The organism is Corallococcus caeni, from assembly GCF_036245865.1.
In the GTDB taxonomy this organism is placed as follows: domain Bacteria; phylum Myxococcota; class Myxococcia; order Myxococcales; family Myxococcaceae; genus Corallococcus; species Corallococcus caeni.
Genome location: NZ_BTTW01000006.1, coordinates 201,103 through 220,456 on the forward strand (window position 1 = coordinate 201,103; position 19,354 = coordinate 220,456).

General features: G+C 70.0%; 11 protein-coding genes. 4 read left to right on the forward strand and 7 right to left on the reverse strand.

What is annotated here, in order from left to right; all coding sequences use genetic code 11:
• Positions 1 to 117: 117 nt before the first annotated feature.
• The 5 genes from AABA78_RS25140 to AABA78_RS25160 all read right to left on the reverse strand — a co-directional run bounded on the left by AABA78_RS25140 (position 118) and on the right by AABA78_RS25160 (position 12,373).
• Positions 118 to 3,420: an Ig-like domain-containing protein gene (locus tag AABA78_RS25140; protein WP_338266504.1), complete on the reverse strand. Its 3,303-nt coding sequence runs from the start codon at positions 3,418 to 3,420 to the stop codon at positions 118 to 120.
• A 121-nt stretch (positions 3,421 to 3,541) separates the two neighbouring features.
• Positions 3,542 to 4,483 (reverse strand): DUF808 domain-containing protein, encoded by a 942-nt coding sequence (locus AABA78_RS25145; RefSeq protein WP_338266506.1) that lies wholly within the window; start codon positions 4,481 to 4,483, stop codon positions 3,542 to 3,544.
• Between the two features lie 91 nt (positions 4,484 to 4,574).
• Positions 4,575 to 10,562, reverse strand: coding sequence for an ATP-binding protein (locus AABA78_RS25150; protein WP_370469487.1), 5,988 nt, complete (start codon positions 10,560 to 10,562; stop codon positions 4,575 to 4,577).
• A gap of 251 nt (positions 10,563 to 10,813) precedes the next feature.
• Entirely contained in the window at positions 10,814 to 11,209 is a 396-nt protein-coding gene (locus tag AABA78_RS25155; protein WP_338266511.1) for a DoxX family protein, read from the reverse strand.
• Positions 11,210 to 11,305: 96 nt separating this feature from the next.
• Positions 11,306 to 12,373, reverse strand: coding sequence for a Gfo/Idh/MocA family protein (locus tag AABA78_RS25160; RefSeq protein WP_338266513.1), 1,068 nt, complete (start codon positions 12,371 to 12,373; stop codon positions 11,306 to 11,308).
• Between the two features lie 187 nt (positions 12,374 to 12,560).
• Between AABA78_RS25160 and AABA78_RS25165 the strand changes: the two genes are divergently transcribed.
• Together AABA78_RS25165 and AABA78_RS25170 are read left to right on the forward strand one after the other, a co-directional pair.
• Positions 12,561 to 12,923, forward strand: a complete 363-nt coding sequence (locus AABA78_RS25165) for a cytochrome c oxidase assembly factor Coa1 family protein (RefSeq protein ID WP_338266515.1) — start codon at positions 12,561 to 12,563, stop codon at positions 12,921 to 12,923.
• 75 nt (positions 12,924 to 12,998) lie between these two features.
• Positions 12,999 to 14,753, forward strand: coding sequence for a DUF4215 domain-containing protein (locus tag AABA78_RS25170; protein ID WP_338266517.1), 1,755 nt, complete (start codon positions 12,999 to 13,001; stop codon positions 14,751 to 14,753).
• Positions 14,754 to 14,810: 57 nt separating this feature from the next.
• Here AABA78_RS25170 and AABA78_RS25175 read toward each other — a convergent pair whose 3' ends face one another.
• Both AABA78_RS25175 and AABA78_RS25180 read right to left on the reverse strand, forming a co-directional pair.
• Entirely contained in the window at positions 14,811 to 15,239 is a 429-nt protein-coding gene (locus AABA78_RS25175; RefSeq protein WP_171412108.1) for a tellurite resistance TerB family protein, read from the reverse strand.
• A gap of 202 nt (positions 15,240 to 15,441) precedes the next feature.
• Complete coding sequence (locus tag AABA78_RS25180) at positions 15,442 to 16,059, reverse strand: glutathione S-transferase family protein (protein ID WP_338266518.1); 618 nt, start codon at positions 16,057 to 16,059, stop codon at positions 15,442 to 15,444.
• A 152-nt stretch (positions 16,060 to 16,211) separates the two neighbouring features.
• Between AABA78_RS25180 and AABA78_RS25185 the strand changes: the two genes are divergently transcribed.
• Together AABA78_RS25185 and rph are read left to right on the forward strand one after the other, a co-directional pair.
• A complete protein-coding gene (locus tag AABA78_RS25185; protein WP_338267205.1) occupies positions 16,212 to 16,586 on the forward strand; it encodes a DoxX family protein in 375 nt (124 codons plus the stop codon).
• A gap of 151 nt (positions 16,587 to 16,737) precedes the next feature.
• Positions 16,738 to 19,332: a rifamycin-inactivating phosphotransferase gene (rph, locus tag AABA78_RS25190; RefSeq protein ID WP_338266519.1), complete on the forward strand. Its 2,595-nt coding sequence runs from the start codon at positions 16,738 to 16,740 to the stop codon at positions 19,330 to 19,332.
• Positions 19,333 to 19,354: the final 22 nt, after the last annotated feature.

Sequence of the window (19,354 nt, forward strand, 5' to 3'; positions counted from 1 at the left end):
GGGATGTTTGCCCGGGTGTCCACCGGCCCACGTCCCTGGATGCTCCTCTCGCTCACTGAGACGTCAGGAGCCGTCCCCAGCTTCCATGGGGACGGGCTCCCGGGCCGTGCAGGCTCACTACGTGTGGCAGACCAGATACTGAGACGTGGTGGAGGCGGTATTCACCGCGCACCACAGTGACTTGCTGGACGTGTTCCCCCATGTGTCCTTGGCGGTGACCGAGAACGGCAGCTCCGTCTGGATGGTGGTCGTGCCAGGGATGTTCCACAGCACGGACCAGGGTGCCTGGGTCAGCGTGGTGGTGAAAGCGGGCGTCACCAGCCCGCCGGTGAGGGTGACGGATTGGATGCCGCGGGGGTCGCTCACGGGCTCCGCTGAGACGAGGTACGCGCGGCGCGAGCCGTAGACCGTGAGGTTGATGGTGGGACCGGTGTTGTCCGCTGTCACCGTGCGCGTCTCCGGAGAGCTGGAGACGCCGTTGATGTCCGTGCACTGGAACAGCAGCGAATAGTCCCCGTCCGTCCGGCCCGAGGTGTCGACCACGAACTCGTAGGGCGCGGTGGTGTCCGTCTGGGTGATGACCCCGCCCTCACGCAGCTCCACGTGGTGCACCCCTTCCGTGTCCGTGCACTGCACGGTGAACTTCGGCTTCTTCGGCAGGGTGTCGTCCCGGGTGATGCCCGTGATGACCGGCGGGGTGAGGTCCTTGACGAACGCCGTCTGGAAGTTCGTCGTGTTGCCGCACTGGTCGCTGACGATGGCCTGGAACGTGTGCGCCCCCGCGGCCATCGCCTCACCGAAGTCCAGCACGTAGGACGGCGTCGTGGGCTGCGCCACCAGGTTGGCGTCCACATACAGCGCATACGGATACTCGAGACCGCAGCCATCCGCCGCGCTGAAGGTCAGCCGCACCAGGGCGCCCAGCTGGGTCTTGGCGAAGCTCACCGTCGGAGGCCTGCGGTCGAGCGGGGCCCCCTGGGACACGGTCTGCTTGTTACCGAAGGTGTCCGTCACCTCCACGATGAGGTTGTGGACCAGCGGATCCGTGGGCGTGTAGCTGGCCTGGTACGTGGTGGCGGGGTTCGTCCGCGTGGCGAACACGATGCCGTCCACCTTGAAGTCCACGCGCGCCACCGGGGAGGCGTCGCTCACCGAGACATTCACCGGGAACGGAGACTCGTCCCCCGTGCCCACCGTCATCGTCACGCTGGGGGGCGTGTTGTCCACCTTCAAGGTGTCGTGGCGGACGGTGACGTTCATGTATTCGTCGTAGACCCGGATGACCAGGTCGTGGGTGCCATCGGTCCAGGTGGAGGTGTCCAGCGCCTGTTCGTAGGGGGGAACGAAGATGCCGTACAGGAACCGGCTGCCGTCGAGGAAGTCCACGGTGCGGATGCCGGAGGTGTCCCTCGGGATGACGGTGTAGAAGGGCTGCTTCGGCGTACCGGAGCGGAGGAAGGAGAAGTCGGGCGGGGTCTTGTCCAACACGACCGTCACCGTCCTCGTGGCCAGGTTCTGCCAGTAGTCCCACGCCTGCAATTGGACCGTGTGGCTTCCACCGGCCAGCGCGGTGCCCGGGAGGGTCTGCGTGAACTGCCAGCCGGCCAGCGACTTGATCTGCGTGCCGCCGTCCAGCACCAGCCGCGGCGCGGTGGTGTACTGCCCCGGCACCTCGGCGTCGGTGATGGTGCCGGTGCACTCGATGTCCTCGTTCACCTGCCGGCAGCTCAGCGTCGTCTGCGGCGGCACGGAGTCCGGCTTGTAGCCGACGTTGACGGCCGCGAACGCGCGGGCCACGGCCAGCATCCGGGGGCCTCCCTGCACGCCGTCCCGTGTGGTCGCCGCCGCGAGCGCCGCCTGGCGGGCATCCAGGTAGTCCGAGCCCAGGGGCATCAGCTGCACGGCGAGCGCCCAGATGCGCAGCGCCTCCGCGGCCCCCACGCCGCTGAACCCTTCGGGCACCAGGTAGGAGTACCACGGGCTCTGGGGCTGGGAGCTGGCGCCATAGGCCAGCAGCAGGAACATCCGGCTCAGGGGGCCCGAGGAGAAGTGCTCGTCCGCGAAGCCGATGGAGTCGAACCACTCCGGATACATGGGCGACAGGAGGTTGCGGGACACGACGCCCGTCTCCTCGGCGACGGTGAGGTTCGAGGTCTTCACCGTCACCCCATCGATGTTCGTCGACGTGGACGACACCCGCTTCGCGTCGCGCAGCAGTTCGGTGACGAAGCCGAAGATGTCTCCCGTTCCCTCGTTCAGTCCGGCCTGCTCCGAGCCACTGGATGGAACGTCCGAGGGGTCACCCGCCAGCTCCCGGGCGAAGAAGTCATGGGCCAGCTCGTGGCCCACGACGTCGGTGGTCGTGAACGGGGTTTTGGGACTGGCATTGAGGGCGCGATAGCCGAACCGGATGGCGGGTTCGGTTTCGTCGGGGTCATAGAAGGCGTTCTCCGCGGGCACGTGCACCCGGACGCGGAAGGTCGTGCCGTTGCCCGTCGGGCCCGCGCGCCCCAGGAAGGTCTCGTAGACGGACCAGGCCAGGCCCACGGCGTGGTAGGCGTCCACCGCCGCGGTCTCTCCATTGGTCCCGAGCGGGCCCCCTCCACTGTAGCGGAGCCCGTCGCCAAAAATCAGGTCCGCGCTCTGGTAGAGCTCGTAGGTGCCGCTCCTTGGCGACTGGGGAACGTACGCCTCGTAGTCGTTGTTGTGCGCATCCCGCAGCCGGTTGACCTGCCCGTAGGTCTCATAGAACGCGACGAACGAGATCGGGCCCGCGTAGTAGCCCGTGCCCCGCGCCTTCTTGAACTGCCCCGCCAGGCCCGTGTGTTCGAGCGGCTCCAGGCGCAACACCTCGCCGGAGCGGGCATCCACCTGCGCGCTCCACCGCCGCCGCGCGTCCCCTCCCGTGGAGAGCTTCAGCCGGTAGATGAGCCGCAGGCCCGTCACCACCCGCTCGAAGTCCGCGGCGTTCCGGGGGCCGGCGACGCGCGGCGCTGCCTCCTTCCGCAGCTGGCGCGCCTCGGTGGGCAGGAGCACGAGCCGAGCGGATTCCACCTTCGCGCTGGAGTCCTTCATCGCCGCGAGCGCGGCGTCCCGGGCCTGGGCCTCGGTGAGCCGGGCCTCCGTCTCCACGGCCCCGGTGGGCTGGAAGCGGACGTTGGAGAAGAGGGTCTGGTCCAGTGCCGTCTTCGCTTCCAACCCCCAGATGGGCACGCCCCGGAAGTGGAGCGCCTGCCGCCGCCCCTGCGCGTCCGGTACCAGTGACACATCCTTCGGGTCGAAGCCGCGCTCCGCCACGAGCTGCTCGGCCCGCGTCCGGACCGGAGCCTTTTCGGGCTCCGAGGCGTCTTCCGACGACGTGGGACCACAGCTCAGACACAACAAGGCAAGGCTGCCCCGCAGCCATGAACGCAATCGCATGGAACTCCCCCTCTGCCGGACTCGTGAAGACATCCAGCACCCGTGATTGCATGATTTACTGATTTATTGCAATCCCACCCACGGCGCGCGAGTGCCCGGCCCCCGCCGCCGGTAGCGCGCGCTACTTCTTCGCGCCCCGGCCCTTGAACAGCTTCTGGCCCAGGGTGAAGAGCAGCACCAGCACGGCGCCGGCGCCCAGCCCCACCGCGGCGTTGATCAGCATGGGAGCGAGCCCGCCCAGGACGCTGCCCACGCCCGGCACGCGCCCGGCCCAGGCGGAGAAGGACTCCTCCGCGTGGTGCAGGCCGGAGATGCCGTGCACGAGGATGCCGCCGCCCACCAGGAACATGGCCGCCGTCCCCGCCACGGAGAGGAACTTCATCAGCCACGGCGCCGCGCGGAGGATGCCCCTGCCCAGGCCGCTCGCGAAGCCCCCGCCCTTGCGGCTGAGGTACAGCCCCGCGTCGTCCAGCTTCACGATGCCCGCCACGAGCCCGTACACCCCCACCGTCATGATGAGGGCGATGCCCACCATCACCGTGACGCGGGTGGCGAAGTCCGCGTCCGCCACCGTGCCCAGCGTGATGGCGATGATCTCCGCGGAGAGGATGAAGTCGGTGCGCACCGCGCCCTTGATCTTGTCCTTCTCCAGCGCGACCGGGTCCACGTTCGGATTCGTCAGGGCCTCGCGCAGCCCGGCGCGGTGCGCGTCGTCCTCTTCCTTGCTGTGCAGGAACTTGTGCGCCAGCTTCTCGAAGCCCTCGAAGCAGAGGAACGCGCCGCCCACCATCAGCAGCGGCGTCACCAGCCAGGGCACCAGCGCGCTGATGGCCAGCGCCGCCGGCACCAGGATGGCCTTGTTGACCAGGGAGCCCTTCGCCACCGCCCACACCACGGGCAGCTCGCGGTCCGCGTTCACGCCCGTCACCTGCTGCGCGTTGAGCGCCAGGTCGTCACCCAGCACGCCCGCCGTCTTCTTCGCCGCCACCTTCGTCAGGATGGAGACGTCATCCAGGATGGTCGCGATGTCGTCGATGAGCGCAATCAGGCTGCTGCCTGCCATGGAGGTCTTCCGGGAGAGGAGGGTGGTGACGTCGTCTACGGGCCTTTTGGATTAGCACAGCCCGGGGGGGCCGTGCTCCAGGGACCGGAGGTCACCCTCCCAGCGGCACGTCCAGCGGCAGCACCGTGGTGAAGGTGGCGCCTCCGCCCTCCGTGGGCTCCAGGTGGATGCTGCCCCCGTGGGCCTCCGCGATGTGGCGGGCCATCCACAGGCCCACCCCGAAGCCGCCGTGGTGGTTCGCGGAGACCGCGCGCTCGAAGCGCCCGAAGACGCGCTCCTGGTCCTCCTGCCCCACCCCGTCGCCATGGTCCCGGACCGCCAGGCTCACCCGGCCCGCCGCGCGCGCCACGTGGACCTCCACGGGCCTGCCCGTCCCGAACTTGAGGGCGTTGTCCACCAGGCTGTCGAGCAGCTGCTCCAGCCTCGCCCGGTCGAAGCGCCCCACCACCGGCAGGGGCGCCTCCAGGGTGAGGACGCAGTCCGCGCGAAGGGCCTTCTCCCGCGCCCGCGCCACGACGGCGGCCGCGAGCTGCGCCAGGTCCACCTCCTCGCGGGAGAGGTCCAGCGGCCCGGTGACGAACTCCGACACGTCGACCAGCTGCTCCACCAGGCGCGCCAGGCGCTGGAGATGCTTCTGCGTCGTGCGCGCCTTGCCCCGGGTGGCCTCCGGCGCCACGTCCGCGTCCGGGACGTCCAGGCTCCGCACCAGGGACTGGATGTTGAGCGACAGGGCGCTCACGGGCGTGCGCAGCTCGTGGCTGACCAGCCGGAGGAACTCGTCGCGCGCCCGCAGGGACTCGCGCAGCGAATCCCGCTCCACCTCGTTGCGGACCACCTCCCGGCGCACGCGGGCCATGTCCAGCTGGGTGCGCACCCGCACCAGCAGCTCGCGCGCGGAGAAGGGCTTCACCAGGTAGTCATCCGCGCCGCTCTTCAGGCCCTCCACCGTGGCCTCGTCGCCCGCGCGCGCGGACAGCAGGATGATGGGGATGGCGCGCGTGCGCTCGTCGGCGCGCAGCGCGCGCACCAGGCCGAAGCCGTCCAGCACCGGCATCATCACGTCGGAGAGGATGAGGTCCGGCGGCCGGACGCGCGCCTGCTCCAGCGCGTCCTGCCCGTTCCTGGCGGTCTCCACGTGCGGGAAGTCGTGCTTGAGCAACCCCGTGACGTAGGTGCGCAGGTCGGCGTTGTCGTCCACGAGCAGGATGCGGGCGCGCGCGAGCTCCGCGGAGGTCTCCGGCGAGAGGGGCTCCAGCGTGCGGTCGTCGCCAGGGACGTCCGGGGCGATGACGTCCGTGGCCCAGCGGCGCGCCTCCTCCACGAAGAGGGCGGCGCCCGTGGGCACCGGGCCCGGCCGCAGGGAGCGCTCGACGCGCTCCGGGGGCAGGTGGGCCGTCCCCTGGGGCAGCCGCACGGTGAAGGTGGTGCCCTGGCCGAGCGCGCTCGTCACCGCGACACCGCCCCCGTGCAGCTTCACCAGCTCCTGCACCAGCGCCAGGCCGATGCCCGTCCCCTCGTGGCTGCGGCCCTGGGTGACGCGGACGCGGTAGAAGCGCTCGAAGACGCGCGGGAGCTCCTCCTCGGGGATGCCCACCCCCGTGTCCTCGACGCGCAGGACGGCCTGCGCGTCCTCCCAGCGCAGGCTCACGCGGATCTCCCCGTGGTGGGTGTACTTCACCGCGTTGGAGAGCAGGTTGAGGACAACCTTCTCCCACATCTCCGGGTCCACGTAGACGGGCTCGGGCAGGGGCGGGCAGTCCACCACCAGCCGCAGGCCCGCGCTCTCCACCGCGGACTGGAAGGCGCTCGCGAGGCTCGTGGTGAAGGAGGCCAGGTCCACGGGCGCGTACCGGGCCTGGGCCCGCCCCGCCTCCATGCGGGAGAAGTCGAGCAGCGTGTTGACCATCTTGAAGAGCCGCAAGGCGTTGCGGCGCACCAGCTCCAGCGGCTCTCCCTCCAGCGCCTTCGGCGTCCGCGTCAGCGCGTCCTCGACGGGCCCGAGGATGAGCGTGAGCGGCGTGCGGAACTCGTGGCTGACGTTGCTGAAGAACGCGGTCTTCGCCGCGTCCAGCCGGGCCAGCTCCTCGGCCCGCTGCTTCTCCTGCTCGTAGGCGCGAGCGCTGGAGATGCTGGCGGACAGCTGCCGCGCCAGCAGTTGCAGGAAGCCCCGGTACTCGTCGTCCAGCGCGCGCAGAGGGCTCAGGCCCGACACCAGCACCGCCAGGGTGTCGGTCTCCGCGCCCATGGGCACCGGGAGGAGGAGGGCGCGCGTCGTGGGCTCGGGCCAGGGGCCGCCGGGGAGGGGACCGAAGCGCAGTGCCAGGTCCTCCAGCAGGACCTCCTGCCGCGTCTCCGCGACGCGCGCGAGGGGCCAGGAGGACGTGTCGCCCGCCGCCAGCGTCACGGGCGCGGCGGCCAGCCCGCGCTCCAGGCCCGCGCAGCTGACCCGCCGCGCCTGCTCCGCCTTCACCACGTAGAGCAGCGCGAAGGGAACGTCGTGCGCCGCCTGCGCGAGGACGGCCTCCAGCGAGCGGTAGACGCCCTCGACCGTCTTGTCCAGCGCCGTGCGGATGGACAGCTCCCGGAGGATGGCCAGCCGCCGGTCCCCCACCACCTGCCGCGTCGTCTCGCTGGCGATGGCGAACATGCCGGCGATCTCCCCCGACTCGCCGATGGTCGGGTTGTAGGACCAGGTGAAGTAGGACTCCTCCCGCAGGCCGCCGGGGCGGCGCGCGAAGTTGACGTTCCCGTCCTCGATGTAGATGGGCTCGCCCGTGTCCTGGGCGCGCTGGATCAACGGGCCCAACTGCCCCCACTCCTCGACGAGCGCCTCGCTGCCGCGCGCGCCCAGCGTCTGGGGATGCTTCGCCCCCAGGATGGGCCGGAACGGGTCGTTGTAGAGCATCCGCAGCTCGGGGCCCCAGAAGAGGATGATGGGGTAGGGCGAGCGCAGCATCGTGCTGACGGACGTCCGCAGGGACTGAGGCCACTGCTCGGGCGTGCCCAGCGAGTTGGTGGACCAGTCATGGGCCCGCATCATCGCGCCCATGTCGCCGCCGTGCTGGAGGAAGGGCTCCTCCGTGGCCGGCCGCGCCGACGGCGTGGGCTCCGGGAGGGGCGCGCGCGGGGCGGGCGTGGCGGCGGACCGGGGCCGCTGTTCGCGCGGAAGGGTGAAGTGGAAGGTGGTGCCCCCGCCCTGTCCGCTCTCCACCCAGACGTGCCCGCCGTGGCTCTCCACGATGCCCTTCGTGATGGAGAGGCCCAGGCCATGACCGTCGCGCCGCCGCTGCGACGCGTGCCAGTAGCGGTCGAAGAGGTGCGGCTGCACGCTGGCGGGGATGCCCGGGCCGGTGTCCGCCACGCTGAAGCGCAGGTCGTCCGTGCCGGGCTCGCTCCCCACCCGCAGGAGGAGGCTGCCCCCGGAGGGGGTGAACTTGAGCGCGTTGGACAGCAGGTTCCCGAGCGCTTGGAGGAGGCGCTCCCGGTCGCACCACAGGGTGAGCCCGGGCTCCTGCTCCACGATGAGGCGCAGGCCCTTCTCCGTCGCCTGGGGCTCGAAGAGCTCCCGGGCATCGCGCAGCAGTGCCTCCACCGGCTGCGGGCGGAGCTCGATGGCGAGCGTGCCCGTGTCGATGCTCGCCAGGTCGAGCAGGTCCTCGATGAGCCGGTTCATCCGGTCCACGGAGCGGCGGATGGCGTCGGCCTGCTTGCGCGCGCGGGCGGTCGCCTCGGATTCGGGCGGCAGCCGCTGGAGCAGCTCCGTGGCGGCGCGGATGGCGGTCAGCGGCGAGCGCAGGTCATGGCTGACGACGGCGAGCGTCTCCTCGCGCAGCCGCGTGGCGCGGCGGGACTCCTCCAGCAGCCGCTCCGCCTCCGCCGCGTGCGCGCGCTCCGCGAGCAGGGTCTCCCGCCGCAGCCGCGCGACCGTGAGCTGGGCGTTGACGCGCGCGAGGAGCTCGTTCGCGGAGAAGGGCTTGACCAGGTAGTCGTCCGCGCCGCTGTCGAGCCCCTCGATGGTGGCCTCCTCGCCCGCGCGCGCGGACAGCAGGATGATGGGGATGGCGCGCGTGCGCTCGTCGGCGCGCAGGGCCTGGACCAGCTCCAGGCCATTCACCCCTGGCATCATCACGTCGGAGAGGATGAGGTCGGGCGGATGGGCGCGCGCGGCGGCGAGCGCGGCCCCGCCCTCGCTCACCGCCTCCACGCTCCAGCGGGGTTCCAGCAGCCGGGTCAGGTAGGCGCGCAGGTCCGCGTTGTCGTCCACCACCAGGACGCGGGCGTCCGCGCGGACGGTGGATTGCGGCGCGACGGGCGCGGCGGCGCTCCACTGGGAGATCTCCGCGAGGAACGCACCGGGGCCGATGCCGGTGGACGGGAGCGCCGGCTCCTGCGCGTCCGGCTTCCGGGGAAGGTGCGCGGAGCCGGTGGGCAGGAGGACGTGGAAGGTGCTCCCCTGTCCTGGCGTGCTGGTCGCCGTCACGCGCCCCCCGTGCAGGTGCACCAGCTCCTGCACCAGCGCCAGGCCGATGCCGGTGCCCTCGTGGCTGCGCCCCCGCGCGCCCTCCACGCGGTGGAAGCGCTCGAAGACGCGGGGCAGCTCCTCCTCCGGGATGCCGATGCCCGTGTCCTGGACGGTGAGCTCCACCTGCTCGCCGAGCCACTTCAGCGCGACGCGGATCTCCCCCTGGAAGGTGAACTTGAAGGCGTTGGAGAGGAGGTTGAGGACGACCTTCTCCCACAGGGAGGGGTCCACGTAGACGGGCTCGGGCAGCGCCGGGCAGTCCACGCGCAGGGTGAGCCCGGCGGCGGTCATCGCGGAGTCGAAGTTGCTCGCCAGGTCCACGGTGAGCGCGGAGAGGTCCGTCGGGACGAAGGACACCCGGGCGCGCCCCGCCTCCAGGCGGGCGAAGTCGAGCAGCGTGTTGACCAGCTTCTGCAGGCGCAGGCCGTTGCGGCGCACCACCTCCTGGCGCTCCCGCTGCGCTGGAGGCAGGGGCTGCCGGTCATCCGCGAGGCCGTCCTCGATGGGGCCCAGCATCAGGGTCAGCGGCGTGCGGAACTCGTGGCTCACGTTGCTGAAGAAGGCCGTCTTCGCGCGGTCCAGCTCCGCCAGGGCCTCCGCCCGCTTCTTCTCCTCTTCGTAGGCGCGGGCGTTGCCGAGCGCCGTCGCGAGGTGGTCCGCCACCAGCCCCAGGAACCCGCGGTAGTCGTCGTCCGGGGCGCGCCTCGCGCTCACGCCCGCCACGAGGAAGCCATAGGGGTGCTCGGCGCCAGCCCGCGTGATGGGGAAGAGCCACGCCGTGCGGGGAGACTCCGGCCACCTGCCGCCGGGCAGCGGCCCGAAGCGCGCCTGCACGTCCGGGACGAACCGGGGTCCCTGGGCGGCGGTCGCCTCCGCGAAGGGCCACGCGGCGCCGTCGGTGCCGAAGAGCGCGGCGGGCGTGGCGGTGTCCTGGCCCCAGCCCGCTGTCGCCACCAGCTCCAGGCCCTGGCCTGGGTCCCCCTGGCGGTACAGCAGGGCGAAGGGGATGTCGAAGCCGTTGGTCTCCAGCGCGGCCGCCGCTTCGCGCCAGGCGTCCTGTTCGCGCTTCACCGTCCCCGCCCGTGCCGCCAGGTCCCGCAGCGTCCGCAGCCGCCGCTCGCCCAGCACCCGGCCGGTGGTCTCCGTCAGGGTGACCAGCACGCCCCCGACACCGCCGGTCTCATCCCGGATGGGGCTGTAGGAGTAGGTGAAGTAGCACTCCTCGAGGTAGCCGTTGCGGTCCAGCGGCAGCATCCAGTCCTCGGAGCCGACCGCCGTGCCCTGCCTCACGCCCTCGAACATCGGGCCGATGATGTGCCAGCTCTCCGCGAAGGTGCTCTGCGCGCTGTGGCCCATGGCGGCCGGGTGCTTCGTCGCGCCCAGCACCGGGCGGTAGCCGTCGTTGTAGAACTGGACCAGGTGGGGTCCCCACGCGATGTACATGGGGAAGCGCGACTCCAGCAGGATGCTCACCGCCGTGCGCAGGGACTGGGGCCACGTCCCGGGCGCTCCCACGGGAGTCCGCGTCCAGTCGATGGAGCGCATGAGCGCGCCCATCTCGCCTCCGCCCTCGAGCACCGCCGCTGCCTCGCGGTGGCGCACGTCCGACGTCTCGGGTTCGCTGGAGGCAGTGACGCTCGGGCGGGGCGAGGAGCTCATCAAGAGCGTTCGTTACCACACGCGCAAACGGGGCAGGCGGAGCGCCTGGAACGAAGGTTGGCCCCTCGACGCAGGCTCTGGAGGCCGACCGTCCGGCCCCCAACCCGGGCACGGCTGCTCGCGTGCCCTCCGGCAAGGCGAGCGGACGCTCATCGCCCCCGGCGCGCGGCGTCGACGCTCCAGATGCCCGAGCCGTGCGCGGCGATGTAGAGGAACCCGAAGCAGTAGAGCGCCGCGAGCTCGCCCTGGTTCACGATGGGCATGAGGTTGCCCCCGTGAGGCGCCACGTGCCCGAGGAAGAAGGCGAACGCCATCGTGCCGCTGGCGATGAACGCCGCGGGGCCGGCGAACAATCCGAGCGCGATGAGCGCGCCGCCCACGAACTCGATGATGCCCGCGCCGTAGACGACGAACGGCGGCGCCCCCGGGGGCACGCCGCCGAACAGGCCGAAGAGCTTCTGAAGACCGTGCTGCATGAACATCAGCCCGGCCATGATCCGGAGCAGCGCGTAGATGCGTTCAGCGTGGGGCCGCAGGAAACCCATGACGTCCTCCGAGCGTGGCGAAGCGCGCAGTGTACGGCCGCCCCGTCCGCGTCGCGGTCACCCGGGGCGCGTGCCCGGTGATTGGGAGGCCCGGCGTCAGCGCGTGAACAGATGCCCGTGGGCGCTCGGACCGGCGGCGCGCAGTTGCTCCCGCGCGGCATCGATGGTTTCGAGCAGGGCGATGCTGCGCTCGAGCGGATGCAGGGGTGACTCCCTGCGTCCCTCGGCGATGTGACTCGCGACAGCGACGGCCTGCCAGGCGAGACCCTCGCTGCCCTGGAGCCCGGAGGGGTCGGTCCAGCGCAGCCGCTGGTCCGACCTCGCGGCCTTCAGCGTGAAGCCGCCGGGTGTGAAGAAGCGCGAGTCGAGCTGGAGGCGCGCATGCGTCCCCGCGATGACGGCCTCCTGGGGCGTCTCCGCGAAGAGGGTGGTGTGCAGCAGCGCCTGGGCGCCCATGGCGTAGGTAAGGACGAGGGCCGCCTGCCCATCCACCCCGGTCTGGGTGAGGGAGCCCGTGGCGTGGACGTGCGGGGGCGGGCCCAGCACGAAGTGCGCGAGCCAGATGGGATAGATGCCGATGTCGAGCAGGGCGCCCCCGCCGAGCGCGGGGTTGAAGACGCGGCCTTCGGGGTCGAAGTCGAAGCGGCCGCCGAAGTCCGCCGCGACGAGCCGGATGTCCCCGAGCACGCCGTCACGCAGCAGCCGTTCGATGAGCAGCGTCTGGGGGAGGAAGCGGGACCACAGGGCCTCCATCGCGAAGACGTTCGCGGCGCGAGCGGCCCGGGCGATGTCGCGGGCCTCGGCGGCGTTGAGCGCGAGCGGCTTCTCCACGAGGACATGCTTGCCGGCGGCGATGGCGAGCAGGGCCTGGCGCTTGTGCTCGCTGTGGGGAGACGCCACGTAGACGATGTCGACGTCGGGGTCGCGGACGAGCTGCTCGTAGGACGCGTGGACGCGCGGGATGCCGTACTGCGCGGCGAAGCGTGAGGCGCGCTCCGGGTCGCGAGAGGCGACCGCGTGGACGCGCTGGTCGGTGTGCCGATGCAGGGCCCAGACGAAGCCCCCCGCGATCCGGCCGGGCGCGAGCACGCCCCAGCGCAGCACGGGACCTCCACGCAAGGGGATGGCGTCAACGGAGGGGAGGGCGGTCGGGAAGGAGCTCACGGCGCCGAATCTAGCCCCCAGACTCGGGTCCCCGTCACACCCGCCGGCGCAGCGGCTCCTGAGCGGAGCGCCAGGGCGCCGAAGCACCGCCCGCCAAAGACAGCTCTGGCCCGTTTTCGCCGGGATTGGCAGACATTTAGGATGCTCCTGGCCACGTCGTCGTGCCCGGATGGGCCAGGAGCCAGGAATGTCGCCGACGCTGAAGTGGGTGCTCGGAGCTCTCGTGGGACTTCCGTTGATGTGCTGCGGTTGCGGCGGCATGTGGTTCCGGAGCCAGTTTCCCCATGAGGAGGCATTGGCGCGGGTGGTGAACCACCGCCAGGTGGTCCAGTCGCTGGGCTCGCCCGTGAGTGGCGGCTTCTTCTTCTCCGGCAGGACCCAGTCTCGCAACGATGACGCGCTCGCCGAAATGGAGATTCCGCTCTCCGGAAGCAAGCAGGACGGCGTGCTGCATGTGAAGGCCGTTCAGACAAGCAAGGTCTGGGGTTTCAGCCGCCTTCGCGTGGTGGCGCAGGACGGCAAGGTGATCAACGTCCTCAACGAATATTGAATGGGAAGAAGGTTTTGCGGCTCAATGTCCAACCATTGACACCTGCCTGCGGGGCTCCCAGCATGGGCGCCCCGTATGACAAAGACCGGCTCTCGAAAATCCCTGTTCACGAGGGCGCTGTGCGCCGTCCTCCTGCTCTCACTCGCGGCCTGTGGAGGTGACACCGCCACGGACGCCGACGCGGGCCCCCGGCCCGATGCCTCGACTCCGGACGCCGGTTCCCATGTGGACGCCGGAGTGGATGCGGGGACGCAGCCCGATGAGGATGCAGGCACGGACGCGGGCCCCACGGATGCCGGGACGACGGACGCGGGCAGCACGGACGCAGGCACCACCGATGCCGGCACCCTGGATGCCGGAACGACGGACGCGGGCACCACCGATGCTGGCACCGGCCCTGTCGATGCGGGCTCCCCGTCCAGCTGTGGCGATGGGGTGAAGGAGGGTGACGAGGGCTGTGACGACGGGGACACCAAGAGCGGCGATGGTTGCAGCGCGAGCTGCCAGGTCGAGCAGGGGTGGAACTGTGGCGCCACCGGCCTGAGGTGCCACGCCGCGCGCTGCGGCGACGCCATCATCGCGGCCCCGGAGGAATGCGAGGACGGCAACACGGCCAGCGGCGATGGCTGCAACGACAGCTGCCGGCTGGAGCAGGGCTACAAGTGCGACGGCGTGGGCAAGACGTGCGTGAAGACGACCTGCGGTGACGCCAAGACGGAAGGCACCGAGCAGTGCGACGACGGCAACAACGACCTGGGCGATGGCTGTTCGCCGTCGTGCCAGCTGGAGCCCCGCTGCACGGGAGGGAATTGCACGAACGTCTGCGGCGATGGCGTCCTCGCTGCCGACGAGCAGTGTGACGACGGCAACCTGCGCGAGTTCGACGGCTGCTCCTCCGTCTGTCAAATCGAGGAGGGTTTCAGTTGCCCCCGCATTCCTCCATCTCCTCCGTCCATGCTGACGCTTCCCATCGTCTACCGCGACTTCCGGGGGAAGGACCTGCCCGGCGGCCACATCGACTTCGAGAACGCGACCGGGGCGGAGACCGGCATCGTCCAGTCCACCCTGGGGCCGACCGGCAAGCCCGCCTATGCCAAGACAGGCGTCTCCTCCGCCACGACGCATGGGCAGGTGGCGTTCGATCAATGGTTTCACGACGTGACCAACGTCAACCAGACCGTCGCTTCCACGATGCGCATGAATCAGACGTCTCCCACCACCTACCTGTTCGAGGACCTGACCTTCTTCCCGCTCGACAACGCGGGCTGGGTGGCCCGGGGAGAGGAACCGCTTCGTTCGGACAGCGCGGGGACTCCGCGCAACTTCAGCTTCACCAGCGAGACGCGCTTCTGGTTCGAGTACCGGGGCGTGGAGCGGATCGACTTCACGGGGGACGACGACGTCTGGATCTTCGTCAACGGGCGGCTCGCCATCGACATGGGAGGGGTTCACGGCAGCGCGTCCGGGAACGTGGACCTGGCGGCCCGGGCCGCCGACTTCGCCCTCCAGCCGGCCCACATCTATGAGGTCGCCGTGTTCCAGGCGGAGCGCCACACGACGGGCTCGAACTACGGGCTGCGGCTGTCCTCGTTCAAGCTGGCCAACCAGGCCGGGGTGTGCACCTCGGCCTGCGGCGATGGCACGCTGGACGCGGGAGAGGAGTGCGACGACGGCACGAACCACGGAGGCTACGGGAAATGCGCTCCGGGGTGCCTGCTCGGTGTCCGCTGCGGCGACGGGGTCGTGCAGTTCGACCAGAGCGAGGACTGCGACGACGGAAACACCGTCAGCGGCGACGGCTGCGGCTCCACCTGCAAGCTCGAGCTCTAGCCATCCCCGGAAGAACCCCGGTGCGGGACCCGTGTCCCGCACCGGACCTCCGTCACTTCAGAGCAGCTTCGACATGATCTGCTGCTCGCGCTGCTCCAGCTTGATGGAATCGAGCGTCCAGCCAATGAGCTCGTCGGCGGCGGACACGTCGAAACCGAAAGCGCTGGCGGCATCCTTCACGGCCTTGCGCTCCTCGTTCGCGATCTCGCCGTCGGCGCAGGCCACCTCGACGAGCATGCGCAGCAGGGAGACACGCAGCTCCCGGACTTCAATCTTCCGGACGATGTCCGTGAGGTTGCCGGGCTTCTTGAACTCCGCTTCGATGACCGCGGCGACCTGCTCATCCCGGGGCGACAGCCCCATGCCCCTCACCACGTCATCGAGCTGCTGACGCTCGTCCTCGGTGACGCGGCCATCGCTCGCCGCCACGTTGGCCATGGCCTGGACGAACGCCAGGAGCTGCTCCTCGGGATACTCGCGCGACATATCGTCTCCAGGTGGGACAGGGCTGCTGGGGAACCCAGGTTAATGGTCGCCCGCGCGGAGCGAAAACGGATTTCGTCCGGAGGCGGCGACCCGTGGGCGCCGCCGCCCTGCTCCCTCAGCGGGAGGGCGCGGCGCCCAACGAGCAGGTCATCGCGCTGTTCGCGTCGACCATGTCGGGACTTCTGGCCGAGGGCCGTGGTGCCTACGGCGCCTTGATGACGTCGGTGAGGCGCAGGTGGCGGGGCTGGGCCTGCACGCGCTCGAACCAGGCGCGGATGGCGGGATAGCGGGACAGGTCGAAGCGGCCCTCCTCCGCCACGTGCGTGTACGCATACAGCGCGATGTCCGCGAGGCTGTAGTGCTCGCCCGCGAAGAAGGGCCGCTTGCTCAGCTCTCCCTCCATGACGTCGAGCGCGGCGTAGCCCTTCTGGATGCGCTCCTCCAGCTCCTTCTCCTTGCCAGCGGGGACACCGAAGAAGCTGAGCCACGCCCGGGCCACGGCGATGTAGGGCTCGTGGCTGTACTGCTCGAAGAACATCCACTGGAGCATCCGCGCCCGCTCCAGCCGGTCGGTGGGGATGAAGGGCGTGCCCTCGGCGAAGTACCAGAGGATGGCATTGGACTCGGCGAGGAAGACCCCGGGCTCCAGCTCCACGGTAGGGGTCCGGGCAATGGGGTTCATCGCCTTGAACTCCGGCGTGCGCGTCGCTCCCGCGGAGAGATCCACCTCCTGCGTTTCGAACGGGATCGCGAGCTGATGCAGCAGCAGACGGACCTTGTAGCAATTCCCGGAAGGGTGGAACTGGTAGAGCTTGATCATGGGCGGGGAGTCTATTCCCCGGAGGCCCAGCGTCCAGGCAGGCTCGACCCTGCCTTTGCACCCGTCACGTGCCCTCTTCATCTTCCAGAGAGGCTGACCCGGAGCGGAGGTGCCACGTGCTGCAGGAAACCAGGACCACTCCCTTGCAGAACGTGGGACGCGGGGTGTTGGGCTCGTTCATGGTCGGGGCCGGCACGGGACATCTCTCCTTCGCGCGAGGGCCCTTCCAGGCGCAGGTGCCGGACTGGGTCCCGATGGACAAGGACGTCGTGGTCCTTCTCTCCGGAGTGGTGGAGATAGGGCTCGGGCTGACCCTGCTCTTCAACAAGCGGCACCGGGCCCTCGTGGGGCTGGGACTGGCGGCCTTCTTCGCGGCGGTCTTCCCCGGCAACCTGCATCAGTACGCGAAGCACCTCTCCGCGTTCGGCCTCGATACGGACACCAAGCGGCTGGTGCGACTGTTCTTCCAGCCCGTGCTGATGGGGTGGGCGCTGTGGTCCACCGGGGCCATGAAGGCGCGGCGGTAGGCGAACGGCTCACGGACGTTCGCCAGCCATTGATGACCATTCTATCAAGCTCCGGCGAATTCCCGGTGATGATTTCCCACAGTCCAAACACCAGCGCCCGCTGCGCGGTCAGGAGTACAGTGCTGCCCTTTCGCGAAAGGGCGGTGTTCGCATGGGCTGCTATGTGTTGGGTCTCCAGGAGATAGACCAGACGCAGGTCGCGCTCGTTGGCGGCAAGGGCGCGCATCTGGGGGAACTTTCACGGATTGAAGGCATCCGCGTGCCGGCTGGCTTTTGCGTGACGACGGAGGCCTTCCAGCGGGTCCTCGTGGAAGCACCGTCGTTCGACGCTCAGCTGGAGCGGCTGTCGCGCCTGAAGCAGGACGACCAGGAGCAGCTCCGCGCGCTCAGCGCGGAGCTCCGTCAGACCCTTGAAGGGGCCGCCATGCCTGACGAACTGGCGGCAGCCATCACCCGGCAGCTCGTCCAGTCAGGAGAGCAGGCCGCTTACGCCGTCCGGTCGAGCGCGACGGCGGAGGACCTGCCGACGGCCTCCTTCGCGGGTCAGCAGGACACGTATCTGAACGTCGTGGGGCCGGCGGCGATCCTCCAGCACGTCAGCCGGTGCTGGGCCTCGCTCTTCACCGAGCGGGCCGTGATCTACCGCCTGCGCAACGGCTTCGACCACCGGAAGGTCCGCATGGCGGTGGTGGTGCAGCGGATGGTCTTCCCGCAAGCGGCCGGGATCCTGTTCACGGCCGACCCCATCACCTCCCATCGGAAGATCGCCTCCGTGGAGGCCAGCTTCGGGCTCGGCGAGGCCCTGGTCTCCGGCCGGGTGAACGCGGACGTCTACAAGGTGCGGGACGGCGAGGTCATCGACAAGGCGGTCGGCACCAAGCAGCTCGCCATCCAGGCCTCACCGGGAGGCGGGACGCACGAACAGGCCATCGAGCCGGAGCGGCAGCGGCAGTCCGCGCTGACGGATGCGCAGGTCGTTCGGCTCGTGGAGCTGGGCCGGCGGATCGAAGCGCACTTCGGCCGTCCCCAGGACATCGAATGGTGCCTGTCCGACGATGACTTCCAGTTCGTCCAGAGCCGGCCCATCACCACGCTGTTCCCCATCCCGGCGGCCAACGACCCGGAGAACCACGTCTACCTCTCCGTTGGTCATCAGCAGATGATGACCGACGCCATGAAGCCCCTGGGGCTCTCCCTGTTCCAGCTGACGGCCATGCGGCCGATGTACGAGGCCGGAGGGAGGCTGTTCGTCGACGTCACCCAGAACCTGGCCACGCCCGCGGGCCGCGCGGGCCTCCTGGGGCTCGCGGGAAAATCCGATCCGCTGACCGGGGACGCGCTGCGGACCGTCATCGGACGCAGCGACTTCATCCGGCAGCTCCCGGACGAAGGGCCTCGCGCGGCGCCGGCTGGCGGCGCCCCAGCTCCGCTCGAGACCGACCCGGCCATCGTCGACGAGCTGATCAACCGCAGCGAGGCCTCCCTCGCCGTCTTGAAGCGAGACATCCGGACGAAGTCAGGAACCGCGCTGCTCGACTTCATCCTGGCGGACCTCCAGGAGCTGAAGCGGCTCTTGTTCGAGCCGCGAAGCTTCCAGGTGATCATGGCGGGGATGGAGGCCACCTGGTGGCTCAACGACCAGCTCCAGGCGTGGCTGGGTGAGAAGAACGCGGCCGACACGCTCACGCAGTCCGTTCCCAACAACATCACGTCGGAGATGGGGCTGGCGCTCCTGGACGTCGCGGACGTGATCCGCCCGCATCCGGAGGTGGTGGCCTTCCTGCAGGACGTGAAGGACGAAGGCTTCCTGGACGAACTGCCCCGGCTGGCTGGCGGACGGGAGGCGCGAGACGCCATCCAGGCGTGGCTCGACAAGTACGGCATGCGCTGCGTCGGTGAGATCGACATCACGAAGCCGCGTTGGAGCGAACGCCCCAGTACGCTGGTGCCCCTCATCCTCGGCAACATCCAGAACTTCGAGCCGGGCGCCAGCAAGCGGCGCTTCGAGCAGGGACGGCAGGAGGCCTGGAAGAAGGAACAGGACGTGCTGGAGCGCCTGCGGGCCTTGCCGGACGGGGCAGCGAAGGCCGAGGAGACGAAGCGGATGATCGACCGGGTCCGGACCTTCGCCGGCTATCGGGAGTATCCGAAGTACGGAAAGATCAACCGATACTTTGTCTACAGGCAGGCCCTGTTGGAAGAGGCCGGGCGTCTCGTGCAGGCCGGCGTGGTGCGTGAGAAGGAAGACATCTTCTACCTCACGTTCCAGGAGCTCCAGGACGTCGTGCGCACGAACGAGGTGGATGCGCGGCTCATCCGTCAGCGCAAGGAAACGTTCCGGTCGCATCAAGCGCTCACGCCGCCCCGGGTGCTCACGTCGGATGGCGAGGTCATCACCGGGGTGTACCGGCGCGACAATGTGCCGGCCGGCGCGCTGGTGGGCCTGCCGGTCTCCGCGGGGACCATCGAGGGGCGGGCCCGAGTCATCCTGGACATGGCGGAGGCCCGTCCCGAAGCGGGCGACATCCTGGTCACCGCCTACACGGATCCCAGCTGGACCCCTCTGTTCGTCGCGGTCAAGGGCCTGGTGACGGAGGTCGGAGGCCTGATGTCTCACGGCTCGGTGATCGCGCGGGAGTACGGCCTGCCAGCTGTCGTGGGGGTGGAGCAGGCCACCCGGCGGATCCGGGATGGACAGCGGATCCGCGTGCACGGAACGGACGGTTACGTCGAGCTGCTGTCCTGATGTGCCGAAGGCGGGGTTCGAA